A 22,710-nucleotide genomic window follows, 5' to 3' on the forward strand; every position below is an offset into this window, starting at 1 on the left:
ATCGCCTTGGCGGCGCGAGTGAAATGCGTGAAGCACCGGTGGACGTTTTTTGTCACAGGCTTTATACTGCACTGCAGCAAGCGGGCTGGGAATATGCGGCTTTTTGGCAGCACGGGTGACTTTTCTCAAATCACGGACGGGACGAGCAAAAGAATACCTGCTTGCTTGGGCTTTCGAATTTCTGTTCCTTCAATCCCTTGTCGATCAAGGGCATATTCCGGCAACTTCGAAGTGGATTGATGATGCCTCCCAAGACTGAACAGCTTTCGGTATTTCCCGCCTTCTTTCGCGTGGAAGGCCAGAAGACGGCTGTCTTCGGCAATGGCGATGAAGCTTTCGCCAAGGTGCGGCTGCTGCTCAACACAAAGGCACGGGTTGTCGCCTATGCCGACCGGCCGGAAGCCGATTACCACGCGTTCCTGATCGCCAACCGCATCGAGACCGTGCGCGCTGCCTTCTCCGCCGAACAGGTCGAGGGTTCGGCGCTCGTCTTCGCCGCAACTGGCAATGAAGCCGACGACCGCAGCATCGTCGACGCTGCGCGCGCCGCCAGAATTCCGGCCAATGCCGTCGATCAGCCCGATTACTGCGATTTCTTCACGCCGGCGCTGGTCAACCGTGCGCCCGTCGCCGTTGCGATCGGCACCGAAGGGGCAGGGCCGGTTCTGGCGCAGATGATCCGCGCGCAGATCGACCAGCTTCTTTCGCCCTCGCTCGGCCGCCTTGCCGGGCTGGCAACGAGCTACCGCAAGGCCGTCGACCAGCTGATTCCGAGAGGCGTCTCGCGCCGGGTCTTCTGGCGCCGTTTCTTCTCCGGTGCCGTCGCCGATGCGGTCGCCAATGGCAACCTGCTGCAGGCCCGCCATGCTGCCGACCGGCTGCTGCACGCGATGGACAAGGTCGCCGGCCACGTCTGGCTGGTCGGCGCCGGTCCGGGTGCCGAGGATCTGCTGACGTTGCGCGCCCAGCGCGTGATGATGGAAGCTGACGTCATCGTCTATGACGCCCTCGTGCCGCAGGCGATCGTCGATATGGGCCGCCGTGATGCCGAGCGGCTTTCCGTCGGCAAGCGCAAGGGCTGCCACTCGAAGTCCCAGGAAGAAATCAACGACCTGCTGGTCGATCTCGGCCGTCAGGGCAAGCGCGTCGTCCGTCTGAAATCCGGCGATCCCCTGGTCTACGGCCGGGCAGGGGAAGAGATGGCCGCATTGCGCGCCGCCGGCATCACCTATGAGGTCGTGCCTGGCATCACCTCGGCTTTCGCCGCCGCTGCCGATTTCGAGCTGCCGCTGACGCTACGCGGCGTTGCCTCCTCGCTGGTCTTCACCACCGGCCATGATCTTACCGGCGACGTGCTGCCCGATTGGGCAAGCCTTGCCGTTTCCGGCGCGACCATCGCCGTCTATATGGGCCGCACGGTTGCTGCCTCCGTCGCCGAGCGGCTGATGCAGGCGGGCATTCCCGCCGAAACGACCGTTGCCGTCATCGAAAATGCCAGCCGCGCCGATCGCCGCCTGCTGCATGGCACGCTCGCCGATCTGCCCGATCTGCAGCACCGCGACGAATTGACCGGGCCTGTCATGGTCATCATCGGCGATGCGGTCGCCGGCGCCAATTTCGAACTGTCCGAGCCCCTGGTGCGCGCAAACGCCCGGCTCGAGGAACTTGCAAGGAGCTGAATATGGGTGACAAGGTTCTGACCGCCAACCGGCTGACGGACGGCATTGCCGTCTGGCTGGATGCGAACGGCAAGTGGTCCACCTCGCTGCAGGAGGCGCTCGTTGCCCGTCGTGCCGAGGCCGTTGCCGCGCTGGAGGCGATCGGCAAAAAATCCTATGCCGACAACGAGGTCGTTGACGTCGCCGTCGTCGACGTTCAGGAAACCAACGGCATTCTCTGGCCGCTTCGCTTGCGCGAACGCATCCGCGCACAAGGCCCGACCATGGAATATGCCCCGGGCTACGCTCCTGCCGATCCCGAATTCATTGCAGTCTGAGGAAGACGATGTACCGTTACGACGAATTTGACCATGCCTTTGTTACCGAGCGCGTCGAGCAGTTTCGCGATCAGGTCCAGCGCCGCCTTTCCGGCGAGCTCGCCGAGGACGCGTTCAAGCCGCTGCGCCTGATGAACGGCGTCTACCTGCAGCTCCACGCCTACATGCTGCGCATCGCCATTCCCTATGGCACGCTGAGTTCTCGCCAGCTGCGCATGCTCGCCCATATCGCCCGCACCTATGACCGCGGCTACGGCCACTTCACCACGCGCCAGAACCTGCAGTTCAACTGGCCGAAGCTGTCCGATATTCCCGATGCGCTCGCCGACCTTGCCAGCGTCGAGATGCATGCTCTGCAGACCTCGGGCAACTGCATCAGAAACGTCACCGCCGATCACTTCGCCGGTGCCGCCGCCGATGAGATCGCCGATCCGCGTCCTTACGCCGAAATCCTGCGCCAGTGGTCGTCGGTCCACCCGGAATTCTCCTTCCTGCCGCGCAAGTTCAAGATCGCCGTCACCGGCGCCGAGCGTGACCGCGCCGCAATCCAGGTCCATGATATCGGCCTGCACGTGAAGAAGAACGACAAGGGCGAGATCGGCTTTGCCGTCTATGTCGGCGGCGGCCAGGGCCGTACGCCGATGATCGCCAAGCTGATCCGCGACTTCCTGCCCGAGGAAGACCTGCTCTCCTACACCACGGCAATCGTGCGTGTGTACAATCTGCACGGCCGCCGCGACAACAAATACAAGGCCCGCATCAAGATTCTCGTGCACGAAACCGGCACCGAGGAGCTGACGCGCCAGGTGGAAGCCGAATTCGCCGCGCTGAAGGATACGGAGCTCAAGCTGCCGGAAAAGGACGTCCAGTCGATATCAGCCTATTTCGCGCCACCTGATCTGCCCGAGCGCGCCGAAGGCTGGGAAAACCTTGCTCGCTGGAAGAAGGCTGATTCCGGTTTCTCCCGCTGGGTCCAGCAGAACGTGCAGCCGCACAAGAACCCCGATTACGGCATGGTGACGATCTCGCTGAAGCCGATCGGCGGCATTCCGGGCGATGCCTCCGACGCGCAGATGGATGCGATCGCCGATCTGGCCGAGGAATATGCCTTCGACGAAATCCGCGTCAGCCATGAGCAGAACCTGATCCTGCCGCATGTGGCGCTTGCCGATCTCGAAGCCGTCTATCGCGGCCTCGTCGCCATCAATCTGGCGGAAGCCAATGCCGGCCTGATTACCGATATCATTGCCTGTCCGGGGCTCGACTACTGCGCGCTTGCCAATGCGCGCTCCATCCCGCTGGCGCAGGAAATCTCTCGCCGCTTCGGCGATGCCGAACGCCAGGCCGAGATCGGTGAGCTGAAGATCAAGATCTCCGGCTGCATCAATGCCTGCGGCCATCACCATGTCGGCCATATCGGCCTGCTCGGTGTAGAGAAGAAGGGCGCCGAACTCTACCAGATCACCCTCGGCGGCTCCGGCGACGAACATACCTCGATCGGCGAGATCATCGGCCGCGGCTTCGAGCCGGACCGGGTGACCGACGCGATCGAGACGATCGTCGATACCTATCTCGGCCTGCGCCTCGATCAGTCCGAGAACTTCCTCGCCGCCTATCGCCGTGTCGGACCGAAGCCGTTCAAGACTGCGCTCTACGGCTCGGCCGCCGAAGCGGCATAAGGAGGGGATGATGACGAAGATCTGGAGAGAAACCGGTTTTGTCGAAAACGATCCCTGGGTGATCGAGACCGACGAGGTGAAGGCGACCGAGGAGCAGAAGCCGCTGCTCGGTCTCGACGAACTGATCGCCAAGGCCGATGAAAGCAACGATGTCGGCCTCGGCGTGCTGATCAAGCCGGCCGACGATGTGCGCCGGCTGGAGCCCTATCTCGATCGCCTCGAAATCGTTGCCGTCGCCTTTCCGGCGTTCAACGACGGCCGCGCCTTCAGCCATGCCTCGCTGCTGCGCCAGCGCCTCGGCTACACCAATGAGCTACGCGCCGTCGGCGACGTGCTGATCGATCAGGTGCCGCTGATGCTGCGCGTCGGCATCGACAGCTTTTCCGTCACCAACGCCACGGCGCTGAAGCGGCTGGGCGAAAACCGTCTTCCCGCCATTCCCCATCATTATCAGCCGGCGGTGCGTGACGCCGAAGCCGGCAAGGGCTATAGTTGGCGCCGTCAGGCGAAGCCGGCCGCATAAGCGACCGGTCCGCCGTTGCAGTGCATGTCGCGCAAAAGTGTGCAGCGGTTTTGCGATAACGACATGCTTTAGAATGGCGGAATGATAGCATGAAGACATTCGAAGTGGCGGTGATCGGTGGCGGTCTCGCCGGCATGATCGCCGCAATCGCGCTGGCGCGCGGCGGTCGCAGCGTGGCGCTGGTGGCACCCGTTGCCCCGAAAGAGGACCGGCGCACCACGGCGCTGATGGATCAGTCGATCCGTTTCCTCGATCGCCTGGCGCTCTGGGAAAAGCTCCGCCCCGCAGCCGCTCCTCTCACCAGCATGCGCATCGTCGACGGTACCGATCGGCTGCTGCGCGCGCCGACGACCACCTTCCGCGCGGCCGAGGTCGGTCTCGATGCCTTCGGCTACAATTTCCCGAACAAGGCGCTGACCGGCATTTTGGAAGAAGCTGCGGCCGGCGAGGGCAATATCACCCGTTTCACCGATATGGCCGAATCGATCGAAATATCAGCCGTTTCAGTCTCGATCACGCTGACCGGCGGCGAGACGCTGTCGGCCGATTTTGCCGTCGGCGCCGATGGCCGCAGCTCGAAGCTGCGCGAGACATCCGGCATTACCGTGCGCAACTGGTCCTATCCGCAATCTGCCATGGTGCTGAATTTCGCCCATTCGCTGCCGCACCAGAATATCTCGACCGAATTCCACACCAAACACGGCCCCTTCACCCAGGTGCCGCTGCCGGGAAGCCGCTCCAGCCTCGTCTGGGTGCAGGATCCCGCGGAAGCCGCGAGCCGCATGGAATTGCCGCTTGCCGAACTCGGCGCGCTCGTCGAGGCGCGCATGCAGTCCATGCTCGGCAAGGTTGATGTCGAGGAGGGCGTCCAGGTCTGGCCGCTCTCCGGCATGATGGCGCATCGTTTCGGCAAGGGACGCATCGCGCTGATTGGCGAGGCCGCCCATGTCTTCCCGCCGATCGGGGCACAGGGGCTGAACCTCAGCCTGCGCGATATCATGGCGCTTGCCGAGATCCTCTGCGACCGGGCGGAATTGCCGGTGCCGGCCGATGCCGGTGAAAGCTTCGACCGCAGGCGCCGCGCCGACATCATGACGCGCACGGCAAGCGTCGATCTTCTCAACCGCTCGCTGCTTTCGGATTTCCTGCCCGTCCAGATGCTCCGCGCCGCCGGCCTGCATATCCTCTCGGCCATACCGCCGCTGCGCAACATCGTCATGCGTGAGGGCATCGAGCCAGGCCGCGGCTTCCGCGATATTCCGGAGGCGCTACGGGAAAAGCTGAAGCGGAAGAAGTCCTGATCGGATCACGATCAGCCAGAGCGAAACAGTCACCACCGATAGCACCGTCGTGATCAGGATCGTCGCCGAGGCGCGCTCCTGCCAGACGCCATATTGCTGGCCGATGACGAAGACGTTGGTCGCCGTCGGCAGGCAGGCGAGCAGTACGGCGGCCTGGATCCAGACCGGCTCGAAACCGCCAACCGCCGTGAGCGCAACGAAAACCGCGATCGGATGCAGGATCAGCTTCGCCGGCACGATATAGGAGATCTCGGCCGGGATTCGTTTCAGCGGCCGGAGCGCCAGCGTCACGCCCATGGCAAAGAGCGCGCAGGGCGCCGCCGCCTGGGCGAGATAATCGACCAAGCGCTGAAACGCCGGCGGCTGGTCGATGTGCAAAGCGGCCACCACAAAGCCTGCCGCCGTCGACAAAATGAAGGGATGCAGCGCGACCTTCCGGACGATATCAGCGACAAGCTGACCTGTTGAACGCTTGTCGTCGCCGGCTGCCGCCATCAGCGCCGGCGCGACGATGAAATGCAGTGCGTTCTCGAAGCAGATGATCAGCGCCACCGGCACGGCTGCGCCTTCGCCGAGCGCTAGCAGCGCCAGGCCCGGCCCCATATAGCCGATATTGCCATAGGCGCCGGCAAAGGACTGGATGGTGCAATCGGCAAGCGAATTGCCGCGCACGAGACGGCCGATGACGAAAAGCAGGATGAAGACGGCATAGGTCGCCGCGATATCGGTGACAATGAAATCGACGCGCGTCAGCTCTTCGATCGGTGTGCGCGAGACGAGCTTGAAGAACAGAGCGGGCAGGGCGGCATAGATGATGAAGGTGTTCAGCCAGCCGAGCGCTTCGGCCGGCTGCTTGGTCGCCTTGGCGGCGATGTAACCGATCAGGATCAGGCCGAAGAACGGCAAAAGCAGGCTGACGATATCGGCCAAGAGGTCTTCCAGTGCGCGGGGATGGTCGGCGGGTCAGGATCTGACTTAAGCAATTCCAGCGAAACTGTGTAGCGGTCTTGCGTCCGGAATTGCGTAAAAACAAATCGATAGAGCGTGGACTCATTGAGTACACGCTCTACCGCCAACCGAACACGCGATCAGTAATCCCAGAAGGCCGCTACCCAGCGAAAGGCGTCGCCGTCGACCGCCACCCGGCCGACGGAGGGGAACGGCAGGTGAGTGGCCACCAGCTGCTCGCCGGTCTCCGCCAGTTCCCGCAGAAGACGGACCCGAACGCGCGCCGCCTCCTCGGGGTCGTGTTCGAAGCCGTTGTACCAGTCGGGGTGTTCGAACCCGACCGCGAACACGGCGTCGCCGGCAAACATCAGCCTGTCGCCGCCGGACGCGACGCGGATCACGCTGTGCCCGGGGGTGTGGCCGCCGGTGCGATGGACGACCACGCCCGGCGCCACCTCGTACTCGTCATCGAACAGCCGGAAATAGCTGCGATACTCCTTCGCGAACCGCTTGGCGGTGGCCCGAAGCGCGTCCGGGAACCCCGGCGGCATGGAGACCCGGGAGAAATCGGGCGCCTCCCAGAACTTGACCTCGGCGGCGGCCACGTGGATCCGCAGGTCCGGACGCAGCTGGTCCTTCACCCCGTCGACCAGCAGCCCGCCAATATGGTCCATGTGCATGTGGGTCAGCACCACGTCGGTCACCGACGCAAGATCGATGCCGGCGGCTTCCAATCGCTTGATTAGCTGCCCGGCCCGCGGCAGGTGTAAGTCCGGGTCGATCCCCAGCCCGGCATCGAGGAGTATGGTCTGGTCGCCGCTGCGCACCACGACCACGTTCAGCGCCCAGTCGAAAGCTTCCGCTGGCAGGAACATGTCTTTCAGCCAGGTCGCTCGGACGGACGCATCGATGTTGTGGCCCAGCATCGCGGTAGGGAGCGGTAGCACTCCATCGCTGACCACCAGCACCTCAATCTCGCCGACCCGCACCGCGTAGCGCGACGGAACCAGTTCGTCGAGCCGAGGTCTGCCGGTGTGTGCGGTGTTTTCCCGGCTCGTCTTTGTCTCAAGGTTCATGTTCGTCTCCTTCTGACCGCCGCCTTAAACACGGCATCGACGACGCTACATCGAGGCGTATTTGCGATCGATTGGGTCGAGGGATAAGGGCGGGTGGGGCCGAGGGACAGGGCAAGCCATACCAGGGCATAGGTGCAGGCGTGGCTTTTTACTGCCGGCGGCGTGCTGAAGAGCGCGGAGTCGATCAGATCGGCGAACGCGTCAAGCCTGCCTGCTGCATAGCCTGGAAAATCCGCAACCCGTGGCCTAGCCGATCTGCATCAGGATCGGAAAGGTCTGCTGGAACCAGATCGCTACATTGCTGACCCAACCGAACAGGAAGGCGAGGCCGGTGAGGACGAGGAAGAGACCCATCACCTTTTCCACCGTGCCGAGATGGCGGCGGAAGCGCGAGAGGAAGCGCATGAAGGCGCCGGAAAAGCCGGCGGCGATCCAGAACGGGATGGCAAGGCCGAGCGAATAGATGGCGAGCAGCCCGGCGCCGGAGCCGACCGTCTCGCGCGAGGCGGCAACGCCGAGAATGGCGCCAAGCACCGGGCCGATGCAGGGCGTCCAGCCGAAGGCGAAGGCAAGGCCCATGATATAGGCGCCCGTCAGCGTCGCCGGCTTGCCGCTGCCCTGGAAGCGCGCCTCGCGGGCAAGCACCCCGATTCGAAAGAGGCCGAGAAAGTTCAGCCCCATGACGATGATGATCAGCCCGCCGATCTTCGACAACAGGTCGAGATGCTGGCGAAGCGCCATGCCGATGCTGGAGGCGCCGGCACCGAGCGCCACGAAGACGGTGGCAAAGCCGAGCGTGAAGAAGAGTGCCGAGAAGAACACGCCGCGTCTGACGTCGGGCGCGACCACAACCGCACCGCCGCCGCGGAACTGCTCGACTGAAATGCCGGCCATATAGCAGAGATAAGGCGGGACGAGGGGAAGCACGCAGGGCGACAGAAAGGAAAGCGCCCCGGCAATCAACGCGCTCCACAGGGAAATATCGGCAATCGACACGCATTCTCTCCGGCTGCAATCTGCGTGATGTTCCTAGCTTTGCAGGCCAGGGATTGCCAATCACCTTTTTGCGCGCGCAAGACAAGATGCCTTTGCACGCAAGACATTTGTCTTTGCGCCCGCAAGGCAAGATGCCTTTGCCCGCAAGAAATGTGCCGACCGCCGGAAAAAGACAAATTTTTCGGTTGACCGCAATGGGTCGCCTGCCTATGTTCCGCCCACTTCCAGCCGGGGTGGTCACACCCGCGGAGAGGGAGAGCGTAGCTCAGCCGGTAGAGCAACTGACTTTTAATCAGTAGGTCTCGGGTTCGAACCCCGACGCTCTCACCATTTCTAGTCTTCAAGACACCTGCCGCGATCTTAGATCAGCAGTCGCAGTAACGCGCCCTCGTCCTTCACTCCATGCTGGTACGAATGGATAACCCGCTGAGCTAGATCTTCGCGCTCGGTGTCTGTTGTGATTTGTCGCACCGAGATGACGTGGTCAAATACTCTCTGGCAGAGGGCGACTTCTTCGTCCCCCAATACGGTTTGTGCGTCGGCTATCTGGGATCGGATCATGATCGCCCTCGCTTCCTCGGATCGATAGGAGGATGGAACATCTGCTTTTTAAGCGCATGAAGGGAGACACAAGGTCGTGAGGTCTCACCCCCATGGTCGGGATAGGTCTTTGTCCCATCTGGCAGCTAATTCTCGTTCGGCCCGCTCCACACATAGGCAGAAGCCGGCTTTCTCTGGGCATTCCAGATCACTTCGTACCCTATCTTTTCAAGCGAGAGTAAAGTGCCAAGCCTTTCGTTATCTGACAGGCTTCGCAGAGAAACGTTAAGTGCGTCCAGGCCACCTAAATTGTAGAGGTTCACGAATACATCGAGTGCCATTGTTCTTCTCCCCGTGGAACAGTATAACACAAGAACAGGGGAATATTTGCTTCATACATAAATAAATATTTTATACATCTATTCGTTCTTCACGAATTATTTATGCTTTTCTTCATTCGGGTGTGGATATTTGATATCGGCAGCGCTTCGCGTCTTTGCCGTAGGAATTGAGCTTCGCAGAAATCCGCTGAGACACAGGAACCAACTTCCACTGCGGTCCGTTTTCTTCTCATCAACAAAGAGGAGAAATCGACCATGGATTGGAATCGGATCGAAGGAAACTGGAAGCAGGCGAAGGGCAAGATCAAGGAGCAGTGGGGCAAACTCACCGACGATGATCTTGACCAGATCGCTGGCAAGCGCGACCAGCTGGAAGGCAAGATCCAGGAGCGTTATGGCATCGAAAAGGACCGTATCAGACGCGACATCGATGACTGGACCGGTCGCCAGACTTGGTAGTGCCTGAACAAAAACCCGGTGAAAGCCGGGTTTTTGCTGAAGGAGCTAAGGTGCCCAAGACCTGTCGGATGTCATGAATATCCACCAAAAGCCAATAGAAGTGCGCCGATCGCGATAAGGGCCAGCGCCGGCCAGTTTTTAGTTACCCCGAGGAACCTGAGGCCTTGGCGCCGTGGCTCCAGCGTGGTGCCGCCTTGCGGCATTTGATGCGGATCACTCGGTCTTCGACCAAGCGCCGAGGTAAAGAGAAAAAGAAGTCCGCCGATGATGAGAGCGGCTCCGGTCAGGATGGCCCACATAGTGACCTCCATAGCAACCACGATCTGGGGTTAACCAGATCCGGACCGGATCGTTCCGTGAATGCTACGCACTTGAACAACCCCCGCGTCGGAACCAAAAGCGCCCGGATTGAATTGACCGCTGAGCATCTTGGAGGTCCCGATGGACGAGACACCGAAAACGGCTATCCGCGGAATGATGCTGTACGTCCTCGCTCTTCTCGTCTTGGGGGTGCTGGCGGGGGCCGTGTACACAATCTATGGCCATCCCGCCGATCCGTCAGAGCGACCAGCGACTGAGACAATTCCGCAAAAAGCTCCAGCTCCGCAGTGAGATAGGTCGCCAAGCAATTGATTGATCCCTTCGAGAGGATCGGCCCCGGACGGCGCCTGCCACATCCCGCGCCCGCCCGGTCAGGTCGTATTGAAAAGCCTGGGCTCCACAGCAAGAAATCCGCAAGTGGCAGCGAACAGGGCTTTGGAGAGCAAGCCTGAAATCCTGTCGCAAGTCCTTCCAACCAGTATGGAGCTTATATTTATAGGGAGAACAACCTGCGACAGAGAAAATCGGCACCTGGGCAGGACTGGTTAGATCGGAGAAATGCAAACGGGCCAGGTCTGTCTGGAACCCGAGAGATCGCATTGCAACAGCCGGAACAAGGGAGTTTGCGGATGAGGGAACATGCAGTCGTGGTTGCCGGGGCAGGGCCGACGGGACTGATGCTGGCAGGCGAGCTGGCCCTGGCAGGCGTCGACGTCGCCATTGTCGAACGGCGACCCAACCAGGAGCTTGCCGGTACGCGTGCCGGCGGTCTGAGCGCACGCACGCTCGAGGTTCTCGATCAGCGGGGCATCGTCGACCGGTTCCTCGCGGAAGGGCAGATAGCCCAGGTCACGGGTTTCGCGGTCACGCGTCTGGATATCAGCGATTTTCCGACCCGGCACAATTACGGGCTGGCGCTGCGGCAGAAGCATATCGAGCGCATTCTGGCCGGCTGGGTCGGCGAGCTGGCGGTGCCGATCTATCGCGGCCTTGAGGTAACGGGTTTCGCGCAGGACGATACCGGCGTCACCATTGAAAACTCCGATGGGGCGTCGCTCAGGGCAGGCTATCTCGTCGGTTGCGATGGAGGCCGCAGTCTGGTTCGCAAGGCTGCCGGCATTGCGTTTGAAGGATGGGATCCGACGACCAGCAACGTTCTCGCCGAGGTGGAGATGGAAGAGGAGCCGCCATTGGGCATCCATCGCACCGCCCTTGGCATCTATGCCTTCGGCAGGGAGGAATACGAAATCCACGACGGCAAGATCGTCTTCGCCAAAGAGGGGCCGATCGGCGTGATGGTGCCGGAGAAGAATGCCGGCGCGACAACCGAGCCGACGCTCGGCGATCTCAAAGAAGCGCTCATCGCCGCATTCGGAACCGATTACGGACTCCATCGCGTCAACTGGATTTCCAGGTTCACCGACATGTCCAGGCAGGCAACGGCCTACCGCAAGGGCCGGGTACTCCTCGCTGGCGATGCCGCCCATGTGCATTCACCGGTGGGCGGGCAGGGCCTCAACACGGGCGTGCAGGATGCCGTCAATCTCGGTTGGAAATTGGCCCAGGTGGTAAAAGGGACGTCGCCTGAAGCCTTGCTCGACACCTATCACGCCGAGCGGCATCCGGTTGCGGCGCGCGTATTGCGCACGACGATGGCGCAGGTCGCATTGCAGCGCACCGACGATCGCAACGAAGCCTTGCGTGACATCGTAACGGAGCTGCTTGGCATGGAGGAGCCGCGCAAACGCATCGCGGCCGAGATGTCCGGACTTGGTATCCATTACGATCTCGGCGACGGGCATCCGCTGCTCGGCCGCCGCATACCTGACCTCGACCTGGTCACATCAGATAGTCCCGTGCGTGTCTTTACGTTGCTGCAAGATGCGCGACCGGTGTTCTTGAACCTCGGCGCGCCCGGCAGCATCGGCCTCCCGCGGTGGTCGGACCGCATGAGGTTGGTCGACGCCGGATATGACGGTGCATGGGAGCTGCCTGCGCTGGGTGCGGTCTCCGCGCCAGCCGCATTGTTGATCCGGCCCGATGGATATGTGGCCTGGGTGGGCGACGGGACGCAGGATGGTCTACAGGAGGCTGTGAATAGCTGGTTCGGACCATCCGGCTAAAAGCCGAAAAGTTCTGACCTAAGCGGCGAGCGAGATCGAACCGCGGTCCGATATCATCTCCGGATCCGGCATCGGTTTGCCGCGGCGTTCCCAGGTCCGGCGGCTGATGCCGAAAGCCTCCCAGGGGCGCGCTTGGCTGAAAGAATTGGCGAGATAGTCGGCTCTGGAAAGCGCGCCGGCGGCACGGCGTTGCTCCTCCTTTCGGCTTCGGTCGCGCTGGCGCCGCTTTTCCTTTTGAAGTTTTGCTCTTTTCCGCTTCGGCACGTCGAAGGCACCGATGGTGCGGATATTGAGGGTGCTCCGTTCCGCGTAGCTTAAGTGCAGAGCGTGGCCGAGCGCATCGGCGGACAAGGGAGAAAAGCGCAGCTTTGTTCGCTCGTAGATGACTTCCTCTATGTCGGCTTTCCCAGCCCATGGCAGCCATCGCGTCGCCCAGCCGAGAACCACATCGACGAACTCTTCCTTGAATTCGACAACGGCGAGGCTGGCGATCACCTCGACATAGATCAATGCGTCGTCGGCTTCGGGCACGACGTCTCCATGACGATGCCGGATCAATTTCTCGATCTCGCGCATCCGGCCGCGGAAATGGTTCCAACGGCTGGCCCGCATACGGCGCTGGACGGCCTTGTAACCCAGCAGACAGTCGCCGACCTTGATGGCCGTAACATCCCGCGCCAGGCCATCCGGCCGATCCGCTTTTACAGCCGGCTTCTCCGATTGCGTCGCTTCATCTGCGCCAACAAGGCAAGCCATCGATCTTCCCTTACGATCTGCCTTGAGAGGCCGAAACGACTGATTGTAAAGGAAGACCGAGGGGGTGATCATCCACTTTTCGCGCTGGTCACACGTCAATCGGCGGATTTTCGAAGAAACGGCGGTAGTCTCGATTAGACCCCTGACGCTTTCAGGAAGTAGGCTAAAGACAATACAGCTACACTCGGCGGGACGTCGCTCGACGTGCAGATATCGGCCGCAGCCCGGCTAAGCGGCCAAGAAGGACAAGGCGCTCTTAATCCTTATAGATCCACCGGCGCGGAGGATTCATCGTCCATCCGATCGCCGGAAAGGGAAGACGTGGTTGGACCACGACATTTCCATCAGCATGCGTCTGCAATCAGCGGAAGCCGAAGAAACTCAAGATCGCGAGCACGATAACGACAGCGCCGACAAGCCAGATCAAATTGTTCATGGGGAACCGTTCTCCTGTTTAGCATCGGGCCAACTGTGACCCGATCACATAACGGTGAAGCAGGGTTAGGAGTTCCCGACCGGCCCCATTGCTGTCGCGTGCCACCTCCGGCGCAAAACCAATTCCGGCTCTATGCCTTCAATAACTGCACGAGCGGGCATTGCTGGGTCTGAACCCATCCGCGCATGCCGGGTTTGTTGAGCTATCCCGCTGATATTGAAAATCCTGGTGATCCTGCCTTGCCGGCGATGTGCAGGAAGACGTGATCGCGGACACACCGATCAGCACGCCCGCTACCAATGTAAAAAATCGGTTCATCTGAACGTCTCCTCGCAAGGTTGTCATGGTCGCAATATACCATGCCAACACGAGACTATACGAAACTTCCGGTGCATTTGATCACGCTCGCTTGACCCGCAACATTCGCGCGATTGATCAATCAATCTATATTCGTGATGCGTCGACCCTCGGCCGATGATCAAATACGCTTAAGTCTAATCTGATAGGGTTATTCTGTCGTTATGGAAGTAGTTGCACGGCGTTAATAGCCAAATTGACACGATTTTGACTTGAATAAGTCACGGTTTTTCAGTAAAATTACAGCATAAAAAAGTAATATAAATGGGAGGATACTATGTCGTCAACTCGGTTTGATCCGATTCTGCTTCATCGCCAACATTTCATCGATGAGGTCACGTGCCTCGATGAAATCTTCGATGTTCTGGACGGGTGGCCGGAGGACAAACGGGGTTTGGCATATGATACGCTGTTGAAGGCGTGCAGAGATACGGCCAACGGGCGTTTCCCGCTGAGCGCTGCACGCGAGAATTTCCGGCGTTTCCTGAAAATGTCGGGCGTGTTGGCGAAGGTCGAGGGCGGCCCCAAATTCGAGCGGCTGATGAACGAAGATATGGGCAATGCTTAGAGCATGTCGCGCAAGAGTGTGCAGCGGTTTTGCGATAACGACATGCGTAAAAACAAAGAGCTAAAGCGCGAGGAGCGAATCTGAAAGATCGCGACGTGCTTTAGGTCGTCGACGCATAAGCGCGCAGCCATAGCCGGATTGAGGTGAGTTGGAGCATTGCGTGGGGGTGGCCTCGCGGCCGTTTGATCACGGCGAAGTTGACGCCCAAAGCGGGGGTGAGCGGGATGCCGCCGAGCATTGGTCAACTGCTCGGCGGCATCCTGTTTTTGAACCCGCTTTCGGCTCGGCTTTATGAGTTCATGATTGAGCTGGACGATGGGGCGTTGATCGCAAATTGCGCGGCGAAAGCCCTGGCATAAGCGGGCCGAGATTCCCCGCGCGCGACATAGGCAGCCAGATTTTGATATTCGTCCAAAATGCCTGACATTCTTAGTCGCAGCAGTACTGAAACCATCAACAGATCGCCCGCGCTGAACGCATCATCGAGCCAGTCGGCGACGCCTAAGTAAGCCGAGAGCCTGTCCAGCCGAGCGCGGACACGGTCCTTGACCAACGGCAAGCGCTCCTCGCTCCAAGGCTTGTCTGCTTCGAATATTCTTGCCGTCGTCAATTCGAGGATCGGCGGCTCGACGGTGTTAAGTGCGGCAAACATCCAGGTGATCGCGCGCGCTCGGGCATCGCGATCCCTGGGCAGCAGGCCCGCATGCTGCTCAGCAAGATGAAAGACGATCGAGCCGGTCTCGAACAGCGAGAGAGAACCTTCCTCATAGGTGGGGATCTGGCCGAAGGGATGGATGGCCAGATGGTCAGGCGTCTTCATCTCCGCGAAGGAAAGAAGGCGAACCTCATAAGGCTGCCCCACTTCTTCGAGCGCCCAGCGAACGCGCGTATCGCGCGCCAGTCCCTTGCCGCCATCGGGCGATCGTTCAAATGCTGTGATCGTGATTGTCATCGCATCGTTTCCTTGCTTGGGCGAATTTCTTTGGCTTCCTATCGTGACGACGCATGAGCCTGCTGGAAGCCGACATCGGTCTTGAACTATTTTGATTGCCGGGTGCAAATCGCCAATGCCGCTTCCGATCAAAGGTCGTGAGCGCGGTGGCCAATTCCGCAAGGCCGCAGGTCGTTGTCGCAAAACCGCGGCACAGTTTGCGCGCCATGCTTTGATGATCGCCTATTTCTTGGCCACAAAAACGCCGCAGCAAGCCCTGCCTGGAGCCAACTCGCCATGCGGGTGTCGGATCTCAGCCGATCTTAATTTACGCCGGCATTCGCCCACTCGCATCGGAACACCAGCATGGGCTTCGAAAACCCCTTGAACCGTCGGCGCGTTGCGTGAGCGAAGAGATCGGCGGCGCCGTATTCCCGAAAAATATTCTCCGAGACGAGGATCTGGTCGCTGGAGGCTGCCGCACAGAGACGTGCGGCAAGTTGTACGGTCGTGCCGAAGAGGTCGTTGCTGTCCTCGACCGGCTCGCCGCAGTCCAGTCCGATGCGGATATGGATCGGCTCGGTGTTTCCGCCGTTGTAACGCTCGAATTCCCGCTGGATCGCCATGGCGCATTCGACGGCTGCCGTTGTCGCGGCGAAGGCCGCCATGATGCCGTCGCCGGTGTGTTTCACCTCCCGGCCTGAATTCTGGCTGAGGCATCGGCGCACGATAGAGTCATGGGCGCGGACCATTTCGGTCGCAATCCGGTCGCCGAGGCGCGATGTCATCGCTGTCGATCCGACGATATCGGTAAAGAGGATTGCCCGGTGGCCGGGATCCACCTGGGCGGAGGATTGGCCGGGCGCCGACTCAGGGTCATGGATTCGGCCTAGAAAAGCCTCGACTGCTGACAGGGCGACCTCGACGATCTCGCCGGCGACGAAGCCGTGTGCTTCACGATGCACACATTGCGCAGTTTCCGCATCCGGCGCATCCACGAGGCAGAAGACGGTCCCGCGCCGCTGATCGAACCAATAGGTCAGGAACTTGACGCCGTACTTGTCCTGAATGTCGAGATCCATGCGATGTGCCTGAGCAACGTCAGCCGCTGACGTTCCTTCAAGAAAGTGCCGGTCCATGAAGATAGGCATCGCGTGCTCCTCCGAGATCCGCCGCGTGCAGGATAGATCGCATTGTACGATCCGGATGAAACTCCGTCCACCTCTGGCACAATCCATGAATGATTATGAAAGTTATTGCGTCCAGCAATGCATATGAGTTGCTGTAATCCTTATAGAGTATAAAAGGAAAGACTGAGTTTTAATCAGCAGGCGTGGGATGGGAAGCCCGATATTTACCATAATCAGTCGCTTAATGACTGATCGCAGGACTCCACTTCAAGCTCCATGTTCTCGAAAGCACCGGCTGCAGGGGATCTGGAGGCGACGAAGAGGTACGTCTACACTGCGAGCCTCGCCGAAAATCAAGTCTCGTAGGGCCGTGCTTCGGCTGGTGACGCGGCCCGCCGACGGCACGCAAATTGCATCGTACCCATGAGCGCCACCGAAATTGGGAAAAGCTGTAGCAAAGTGAGACAGACGGCACATTTTCGACCGGTTGGCTTGGCCTCAATGGGGCTCGGCCATTATGCCGTTATTAACTCTGTGTGGGACGCCGCGCGCACGCTCTTGCGCGACTGGCCGGTAGATGACGGCGAAGAGTATTTCGAGGCCGTCAAGTCGTGCCTGGATGCGATTATCGGCGATCTCCCACCGGAACATGTGCGGGCGGCCTTCATCAGGGCTGCGCAGGAGGCCGGCATCGCCGTCATAGAAGCAGCGGACTGACTATCGGCCGCGCTTCGACGCCAGTGCCGGCTTTGCAACACCTATCCTTAGCCAGATCGTTCCGGCGCTTGACTTTTCCTGCCAAAGTTCTAACTTAGAACAAAACAGGAACATTGGAGATGATCATGACGCATACGGAACAGGTGATCGCCAACGCCCTTGCGCTTGTCGAGGCGTCCCGCGCAGCCCGCGAGCGAGATCAACAGCGACGTGCCGCTTGGCAGAGAAAGGTCGAACTCAGCCGGCCGCTGCCGCCCTTGCCGCGTCCGGTTCAATTGCCGTTGGCGCTGAACTGATGCGGCCGGCAAGGATCTTGGAACCCGGTCAGGCACGCCCAGAACAAGCTGGGGCCGATCAAGCCTGGCCCGATCAAACCTGGCCCGATCAGGCCTGGGAAGTCGAAGCGGTGCTTGCCTGGCATGACGACAATGCCAAGGCGGCGATACGCTCGCTGCTCGATGACTGCAAACATCTCCGCCAGCAATTGGCGCTGGCGGAAAGCGTGATGAGCCGCGGGATGGCCCGCGGCTGGGCGCCGCGATACGAGCGGGACGCCCTCTGAAAGATTGATGCCGCCTGGTCTATGGTGCGGCATCCTCCGATGCTCCTCATCGCGAGGTGCGTAGCCCATCGGGCGGAGCCTCGAAGGATCTGCCGCAGCGCTGCTTCCTGCCACCTCACATCTGGTGCCGAACACCCGCCTCGTCCTTCGAGGCTCCGGCTTTTGGCCTGCTCTCTTGGGCCTTGTGCGGCGGCGAATAACGAAAGCGCGCTACTCGTGGTGGCGGTTGGCTACGGCGCCCGTCTTTCAGACGCGCCAACAGCGCCGTGGCGTTTTGAGTTGCCGCTTATGCAGCAAGGCCGACATTTGCGAGATAGGCTTCCAGCGCCCCGGCGTGAGCGGAGGCAATGATGGCGCCGACATAGCCATCCGGACGCACGAGCACCCAGTCGCCCGATGCCAGACCGTAGGCATCATGGAAATGCCCGCCTTCGTCGATGACGTCTCCGCGCCGGCCGATCCTGTGGATGTGCAGGCCTGGGCGCGGCGGCATGGCGGCTTGCTCGACCTCATAGCCCAGCAGCGTCCAGTGCGCGCCCTTGAACAGTTCGAACAGCCGCGTCGGCTGGCCGCCGACACCTCTGAGCGGTGCATCGGGCGCTCGGTCGCCGGCAAGCAGGCCGGCGCGTCGTTCCGGCATTTCCAGCGTGAGGGAGGAGGAGGGATAGCCGATATCGAGTTGATGGACCTCGCGGCCGCGCCGCATCTCGCCTCGCTTCAGGGCGTCGAGAAGATTGGTCGCCAGACCAAGCATGGCGGCGGCGACCGGGCGGCGCTCCTCCTCATAGCTGTCGAGCAGCGCGTCTGGGGCGCCTGCCGCAGCCGCCGCCAGTTTCCATCCGAGATTATAGGCGTCCTGAACGCTGGTATTCAGACCCTGTCCGCCGGTCGGCGGATGCGTATGGGCGGCATCGCCGACCAGGAACACGCGGCCGAGCCGGTAGCGATCGGCAAGCCGGGCGTTCATGTGGAAGGCCGACGCCCAGGAGACCGAGTGGACCTCGATGTCGTCGCGGCCGGTGCGCTCCTTGACCAGGGCGGTCAAGCCCGCCGCGGAGAGATCGACCTCGCCTTCGAGCGGGATGGGTCCCTGGATCTGGAACAGATCCGTCCCCGCCAGCGGGCAAATCGCGATCTGTCGCTGCATGTCGCCATCGCCGAAGCGATGCCAAGCGTCGCGATCCAATCCCGTCAGAATGACATCGGCGACGATGGCGCGCACGCCGAGCGTCTTGCCGGGAAAGCCGATATCCAGCGCATGGCGCACGAAGCTGCGGCCGCCATCGGCGCCGACGAGCCAGCGCGCGCGGATGGTCTCTTCGCCGGATATGCCCTTAAGCTGCGCAGTCACGCCCGTCTCGTCCTGTTCGAAGCCGATGAGTTCACTGGCGAATTCGGGCCGGTGCCCTAGCTCGAGCAGGCGCTCGCGCATCACCCCTTCGGTCAGGAACTGCGGCACCATCAGGGGAAGATGATAGGGCTCGGCCGGTGTCGGCTCCCCACCCACCACGGCGTCGGATTCGCTGAAGCTGCCGTCGTCGCGATATTCCCGCTGCCGGGGATAGATGCCGCCTCGGGCGACGATCCGGTCGAGAAAGCCGAGATCTTCGAACACCTCCTGGCTTCGCGGCTGAATACCCTTGCCGCGGGAGCCGCGGAATGGGTCGTTCAATTTTTCAATCAGGCGGAAGGATCCGCCGCGCCGCGCCAGCTCGATCGCCAGCGTCAGGCCGGCCGCACCGGCGCCTGATATCAGCACGTCGACTGTGGAATTTTCTGTCATTGGTTTCTCCATATGTGTATTATGCACATAATAGGGGAATCGGCATGACGTCAACAAAGAATGTGCAAAATACACATATCAGCGAAAAACTGCGCGAACTGCATGGAGCTTTGATCGAGATCGTCAGCGTCATGAACCGCCCGCAGCGCGACGAGCAGATGGTCCGCGAGGCGGGCATTTCGCTCGATCGCGCCCTGTTTCCGCTGCTCGTCACGATAGAGCGGCTCGGTCCCATCGGAGTGGTCGAACTCGCCGACCGCGCCGGCCGCGACTACACCACCGTCAGCCGTCAGGTCGCCAAGCTCGAAAGCCTCGATCTGGTGGAGCGCCGCGGAAATGCCGCCGACCGCCGCGTGCGCGAGGCGGTCATCAGCCCAAAGGGCAAGGCAATGACCGATCGCATCGACGTCGCCCGCGAGCGGATGGGCCGCGCCATCTTCGAGAGCTGGGAGGAACATGACTTCAATGAACTCGTGCGGCTGATGCGGAAGTTTGCGCAGGATATCAGCGGCGATATCGGCAATGGCGCGGGAGAAACTGAGGGCGAGGGCGGACCGCACGCGGATTAGCCTCGGAATCCTTCCTTGATGTGGCAGGTGAATTCACCGCAGCCATTGCGCCGGCGCGTCTGCAATGATTTTGTAGCGTCCTGCAATCGCAACGCTTTCCGGTGATTCCCAATGTTCGATATTCTGTGGCGCGGCCTGGTGATCGGCGCCGGCGCAACCATCCTCATGGATCTCTGGGCGATCCTGCTCACCCAGTTCGGCCAGGCGGCGCCCAACTGGGCACCTGTGGGACGCTGGTTCTGGCATCTCCGCCGCGGCAAGGTCTTTCACGACAGCATCGCCGACGCCGAACCCTATGCTCATGAACTGGCGCTCGGCTGGATCAGCCACTACGCCGTCGGCCTTCTCTATGGGGTGATCTTTGCCATCATCATGGGCTCTACCTGGCTGGCGGCCCCGACATTTCTTCCCGCCTGGATCTTCGGCATCGTCACCGTCGGGGCAGGGTGGTTCCTGCTGCAGCCGGGCCTCGGCATCGGCTGGGCCGCCTCCAAACATCCGACCCCGAACAAGGTCCGGTGCTTCAACCTTCTCGCCCACACTGTTTTTGCCCTGGGGCTTTATGGCACGGCGTTGATCATTGGCTGATCCTGGGGGCGGTCGGCTTCGCTCATGAGATCGCCGCCTGCCCCTCATCCGGCTGCCGCCACCTTCTCCCCGCAGGCGGGGAGAAGGGGACATGTTGCGACCTCTCCGTTCCCCACTGGCCTCTCGCAGGGCACGTCCCCTCGCCCCGTTTACGGGGAGAGGGTTAGGGTGAGGGGCAGCCATCCGCACGAACTGGATTGAGTTAGGGTGAGGGGCAGCGTCCACCTCAATCGAACAGCCTCGCCTCACCGCGCCGCCCAGTTGGCGCCGCGGCGGAAGATGGTCTTCATTTGGGGAACGTCGAACTCCTTGGCCTGATGGCCGAGCGAGGAATAGAAGACGCGGCCCTTGCCGTATGTCCGCTTCCAGACGACAGGCATGACGACGCCGTCGATCCAGTAGGCGTGCTCGCCGGTGAACTTGGTCGTCGCCAGAACCTCGTTCGAGGGGTCGACATGCATGTAATATTGCTCTGACGTATAGGGGAAATCGGCAATGCCCTCCATGAGGGGATCGTCGGGCCGGGTAATGTTGACAGTATAGTCGATGATGTTGCCGGGGTGAGCCACCCACTGGCCGCCGATGATGAACTGGTAATCGACGGAGTCGCGGAAGGCATCGCCCGCGCCGCCGTGATAGCCGGCGATGCCGACGCCGCTTTCGATCGCCGTGGCGAGATTCTTGACCTCCTCCTTCTCGATCTTCGACATCGTCATGATCGGCACAACGAGGCTGAGATCATGGACAGAAGGGTCGGCAAGCGCCTCGGTGCCGTGCTCGAGATAGACCTTGAAGCCGTCTTCCTCGAGCATGGTCTTGATGATTTCGGCGCACTCCTGCGGCTCATGCCCGCTCCAGCCGCCCCAGACGATCAGTGCTTCACGCATAGTCTTTCCTCCTGAAACTTATTTCGCCAGCCGTCCGTCGACGATGGAATCGGACAAGGGGGCAGGGCGCTCCGTTGCCGTGGTGATCGTGACCGTTCGGCCGGTCGCGGCAGCGCTGTGGAACGCTTCCATGACTTCGAGCACATGCAGCGCCAGATCGCCATTGGCGCGATGCGGCCGGTTGGAGCGGATCGCATGCGCCATGTCGGCGACGCCGAGCGAGCGGTAGTTGCCGTCGGCATAGGGTGCTGCGACCGGCTGGTCCTCGAACGCACCGCCCTTCTTCAGATATTCCACAGGGCCGGCGAACTTGTTCGGATCGGGCACAACAAGCGTGCCCTCGGTTCCGTAGATTTCCAGCGGCACATGCTTGTGGCCGGCGACATCGAAGCTCATGGCGATCTGGACGACGGCGCCATTGGCAAAGGCCATCATGCCGGTGACATGGGTCGGCACATGCACGGGAATACGCTCGCCATTTCGCGGTTCGCTAGTGATCAGCCGTTCCGATCGCGGCGTCGTCGCAAAACCCGCCACCTGGGAAACCGGTCCGAGAAGATTGACGAGATCGGTGATGTAATAGGGACCCATATCGAGCATCGGCCCGCCGCCGACTTCGTAAAAGAAGGCCGGGTTCGGATGCCAGCGCTCATGGCCCGGGCACATGAAGGTTGCCGAGCCGCCGACCGGCTGGCCGATGACGCCCTTGTCGATCAGGGTGCGGGCCGTCTGGTGGCCGCCGCCGAGGAAAGTGTCGGGGGCAGCGCCGATGCGAAGATTTCTCGCTTTGGCGGCTTCCGCCAATTTTTTCCCTTCCGCGAAATTAATCCCGAGCGGCTTTTCCGAATAGGTATGCTTGCCGGCCTCGAGCGCTTGCAACGCCACGGCAACATGGGCCTTCGGGATTGTCAGATTGACGATGATCTCGACATTGGGGTCGGCGAAAAGCTCCTCGACTGATTTGACCGGAACGTTGAATTCCGCAGCCTTTGCTTCGGCCAGCTCCCGGTTGAGATCGGCGACGCCGCGGATGTCGAGAATGGGAAAGGATGCCATCGCCGTGAGATAGGCGCCCGAAATATTGCCGCATCCGATGATGCCGATACCGACCTTGTCCATGAAT

General features: G+C 61.2%; 26 protein-coding genes and 1 tRNA gene. 15 read left to right on the plus strand and 12 right to left on the minus strand.

Annotation, left to right across the window (positions count from 1 at the left end):
* Positions 1-242: 242 nt before the first annotated feature.
* From cysG to ACD590_RS09175, 5 genes are all read left to right on the plus strand, one after another.
* Positions 243-1,679 (plus strand): siroheme synthase CysG, encoded by a 1,437-nt coding sequence (cysG, locus tag ACD590_RS09155; RefSeq protein ID WP_439003521.1) that lies wholly within the window; start codon positions 243-245, stop codon positions 1,677-1,679.
* A gap of 2 nt (positions 1,680-1,681) precedes the next feature.
* On the plus strand, positions 1,682-1,996 hold the full coding sequence (locus ACD590_RS09160; RefSeq protein WP_439002453.1) for a DUF2849 domain-containing protein: 315 nt from the start codon (positions 1,682-1,684) through the stop codon (positions 1,994-1,996).
* An 8-nt stretch (positions 1,997-2,004) separates the two neighbouring features.
* Positions 2,005-3,675, plus strand: a complete 1,671-nt coding sequence (locus ACD590_RS09165) for a nitrite/sulfite reductase (protein WP_439002454.1) — start codon at positions 2,005-2,007, stop codon at positions 3,673-3,675.
* Positions 3,676-3,685: 10 nt separating this feature from the next.
* Positions 3,686-4,198 (plus strand): DUF934 domain-containing protein, encoded by a 513-nt coding sequence (locus ACD590_RS09170; RefSeq protein ID WP_028731978.1) that lies wholly within the window; start codon positions 3,686-3,688, stop codon positions 4,196-4,198.
* Between the two features lie 89 nt (positions 4,199-4,287).
* Complete coding sequence (locus tag ACD590_RS09175; RefSeq protein WP_439002455.1) at positions 4,288-5,499, plus strand: UbiH/UbiF family hydroxylase; 1,212 nt, start codon at positions 4,288-4,290, stop codon at positions 5,497-5,499.
* Here ACD590_RS09175 and ACD590_RS09180 read toward each other — a convergent pair.
* From ACD590_RS09180 to ACD590_RS09190, 3 genes are all read right to left on the minus strand, one after another.
* On the minus strand, positions 5,467-6,429 hold the full coding sequence (locus tag ACD590_RS09180) for an AEC family transporter (RefSeq protein WP_439002456.1): 963 nt from the start codon (positions 6,427-6,429) through the stop codon (positions 5,467-5,469). The genes ACD590_RS09175 and ACD590_RS09180 overlap by 33 nt on opposite strands.
* Before the next feature lie 158 nt (positions 6,430-6,587).
* On the minus strand, positions 6,588-7,523 hold the full coding sequence (locus ACD590_RS09185) for an MBL fold metallo-hydrolase (protein ID WP_439002457.1): 936 nt from the start codon (positions 7,521-7,523) through the stop codon (positions 6,588-6,590).
* Between the two features lie 246 nt (positions 7,524-7,769).
* Positions 7,770-8,519: a cytochrome c biogenesis CcdA family protein gene (locus ACD590_RS09190; protein WP_018241932.1), complete on the minus strand. Its 750-nt coding sequence runs from the start codon at positions 8,517-8,519 to the stop codon at positions 7,770-7,772.
* 254 nt (positions 8,520-8,773) lie between these two features.
* On the opposite strand from ACD590_RS09190, the gene ACD590_RS09195 reads away from it, so the two are divergent.
* Positions 8,774-8,849 (plus strand) — tRNA-Lys (locus tag ACD590_RS09195).
* 30 nt (positions 8,850-8,879) lie between these two features.
* On the opposite strand, the gene ACD590_RS09200 is transcribed toward ACD590_RS09195, so the two are convergent.
* Both ACD590_RS09200 and ACD590_RS09205 read right to left on the minus strand, forming a co-directional pair.
* A complete protein-coding gene (locus ACD590_RS09200) occupies positions 8,880-9,080 on the minus strand; it encodes a hypothetical protein (protein WP_018241933.1) in 201 nt (66 codons plus the stop codon).
* Between the two features lie 125 nt (positions 9,081-9,205).
* Positions 9,206-9,400 (minus strand): hypothetical protein, encoded by a 195-nt coding sequence (locus tag ACD590_RS09205; RefSeq protein WP_047621758.1) that lies wholly within the window; start codon positions 9,398-9,400, stop codon positions 9,206-9,208.
* Between the two features lie 255 nt (positions 9,401-9,655).
* Here ACD590_RS09205 and ACD590_RS09210 point away from each other — a divergent pair, with 255 nt between their 5' ends.
* Complete coding sequence (locus tag ACD590_RS09210; RefSeq protein ID WP_018241935.1) at positions 9,656-9,859, plus strand: CsbD family protein; 204 nt, start codon at positions 9,656-9,658, stop codon at positions 9,857-9,859.
* A 71-nt stretch (positions 9,860-9,930) separates the two neighbouring features.
* Here ACD590_RS09210 and ACD590_RS09215 read toward each other — a convergent pair whose 3' ends face one another.
* Positions 9,931-10,158, minus strand: coding sequence for a hypothetical protein (locus ACD590_RS09215; RefSeq protein WP_439002458.1), 228 nt, complete (start codon positions 10,156-10,158; stop codon positions 9,931-9,933).
* A 651-nt stretch (positions 10,159-10,809) separates the two neighbouring features.
* Between ACD590_RS09215 and ACD590_RS09220 the strand changes: the two genes are divergently transcribed.
* Positions 10,810-12,303 carry an FAD-dependent monooxygenase gene (locus ACD590_RS09220; RefSeq protein WP_439002459.1) on the plus strand — a complete coding sequence of 498 codons (1,494 nt, stop codon included), beginning with the start codon at positions 10,810-10,812 and terminating at the stop codon, positions 12,301-12,303.
* 18 nt (positions 12,304-12,321) lie between these two features.
* Here ACD590_RS09220 and ACD590_RS09225 read toward each other — a convergent pair whose 3' ends face one another.
* A complete protein-coding gene (locus ACD590_RS09225; protein ID WP_439002460.1) occupies positions 12,322-13,059 on the minus strand; it encodes a hypothetical protein in 738 nt (245 codons plus the stop codon).
* A gap of 325 nt (positions 13,060-13,384) precedes the next feature.
* Here ACD590_RS09225 and ACD590_RS09230 point away from each other — a divergent pair, with 325 nt between their 5' ends.
* Positions 13,385-13,534: a hypothetical protein gene (locus ACD590_RS09230; protein WP_439002461.1), complete on the plus strand. Its 150-nt coding sequence runs from the start codon at positions 13,385-13,387 to the stop codon at positions 13,532-13,534.
* A gap of 595 nt (positions 13,535-14,129) precedes the next feature.
* The gene (locus ACD590_RS09235) at positions 14,130-14,420 is read left to right on the plus strand and encodes a DUF982 domain-containing protein (protein WP_439002462.1); all 291 of its coding nucleotides are present in this window, start codon (positions 14,130-14,132) and stop codon (positions 14,418-14,420) included.
* A gap of 289 nt (positions 14,421-14,709) precedes the next feature.
* Here ACD590_RS09235 and ACD590_RS09240 read toward each other — a convergent pair whose 3' ends face one another.
* Entirely contained in the window at positions 14,710-15,372 is a 663-nt protein-coding gene (locus tag ACD590_RS09240; RefSeq protein ID WP_047621762.1) for a glutathione S-transferase family protein, read from the minus strand.
* Positions 15,373-15,674: 302 nt separating this feature from the next.
* Positions 15,675-16,502: a nickel-binding protein gene (locus ACD590_RS09245; RefSeq protein WP_439002463.1), complete on the minus strand. Its 828-nt coding sequence runs from the start codon at positions 16,500-16,502 to the stop codon at positions 15,675-15,677.
* A gap of 438 nt (positions 16,503-16,940) precedes the next feature.
* Here ACD590_RS09245 and ACD590_RS09250 point away from each other — a divergent pair, with 438 nt between their 5' ends.
* The 3 genes from ACD590_RS09250 to ACD590_RS09260 all read left to right on the plus strand — a co-directional run bounded on the left by ACD590_RS09250 (position 16,941) and on the right by ACD590_RS09260 (position 17,760).
* A complete protein-coding gene (locus tag ACD590_RS09250; RefSeq protein ID WP_011651896.1) occupies positions 16,941-17,198 on the plus strand; it encodes a DUF982 domain-containing protein in 258 nt (85 codons plus the stop codon).
* 125 nt (positions 17,199-17,323) lie between these two features.
* Positions 17,324-17,494, plus strand: coding sequence for a hypothetical protein (locus ACD590_RS09255; RefSeq protein ID WP_162039352.1), 171 nt, complete (start codon positions 17,324-17,326; stop codon positions 17,492-17,494).
* Positions 17,494-17,760: a hypothetical protein gene (locus ACD590_RS09260; RefSeq protein WP_018445427.1), complete on the plus strand. Its 267-nt coding sequence runs from the start codon at positions 17,494-17,496 to the stop codon at positions 17,758-17,760. Before ACD590_RS09255 ends, ACD590_RS09260 begins: the two co-directional genes overlap by 1 nt.
* A gap of 286 nt (positions 17,761-18,046) precedes the next feature.
* Here ACD590_RS09260 and ACD590_RS09265 read toward each other — a convergent pair whose 3' ends face one another.
* A complete protein-coding gene (locus tag ACD590_RS09265) occupies positions 18,047-19,543 on the minus strand; it encodes an FAD-dependent oxidoreductase (RefSeq protein ID WP_439002464.1) in 1,497 nt (498 codons plus the stop codon).
* A gap of 44 nt (positions 19,544-19,587) precedes the next feature.
* On the opposite strand from ACD590_RS09265, the gene ACD590_RS09270 reads away from it, so the two are divergent.
* Entirely contained in the window at positions 19,588-20,112 is a 525-nt protein-coding gene (locus tag ACD590_RS09270; RefSeq protein WP_183620179.1) for a MarR family winged helix-turn-helix transcriptional regulator, read from the plus strand.
* 111 nt (positions 20,113-20,223) lie between these two features.
* Positions 20,224-20,700 carry a DUF2938 domain-containing protein gene (locus ACD590_RS09275; protein ID WP_439002465.1) on the plus strand — a complete coding sequence of 159 codons (477 nt, stop codon included), beginning with the start codon at positions 20,224-20,226 and terminating at the stop codon, positions 20,698-20,700.
* A 245-nt stretch (positions 20,701-20,945) separates the two neighbouring features.
* Here ACD590_RS09275 and ACD590_RS09280 read toward each other — a convergent pair whose 3' ends face one another.
* Both ACD590_RS09280 and ACD590_RS09285 read right to left on the minus strand, forming a co-directional pair.
* Positions 20,946-21,587, minus strand: a complete 642-nt coding sequence (locus ACD590_RS09280; RefSeq protein ID WP_182565974.1) for a ThuA domain-containing protein — start codon at positions 21,585-21,587, stop codon at positions 20,946-20,948.
* Positions 21,588-21,605: 18 nt separating this feature from the next.
* Positions 21,606-22,706: a Gfo/Idh/MocA family protein gene (locus ACD590_RS09285; protein WP_439002466.1), complete on the minus strand. Its 1,101-nt coding sequence runs from the start codon at positions 22,704-22,706 to the stop codon at positions 21,606-21,608.
* Between the last annotated feature and the right edge of the window lie 4 nt (positions 22,707-22,710).

Source organism: Rhizobium sp. 862_C5_N1_2, assembly GCF_051811205.1.
Lineage (GTDB): Bacteria > Pseudomonadota > Alphaproteobacteria > Rhizobiales > Rhizobiaceae > Rhizobium > Rhizobium leguminosarum.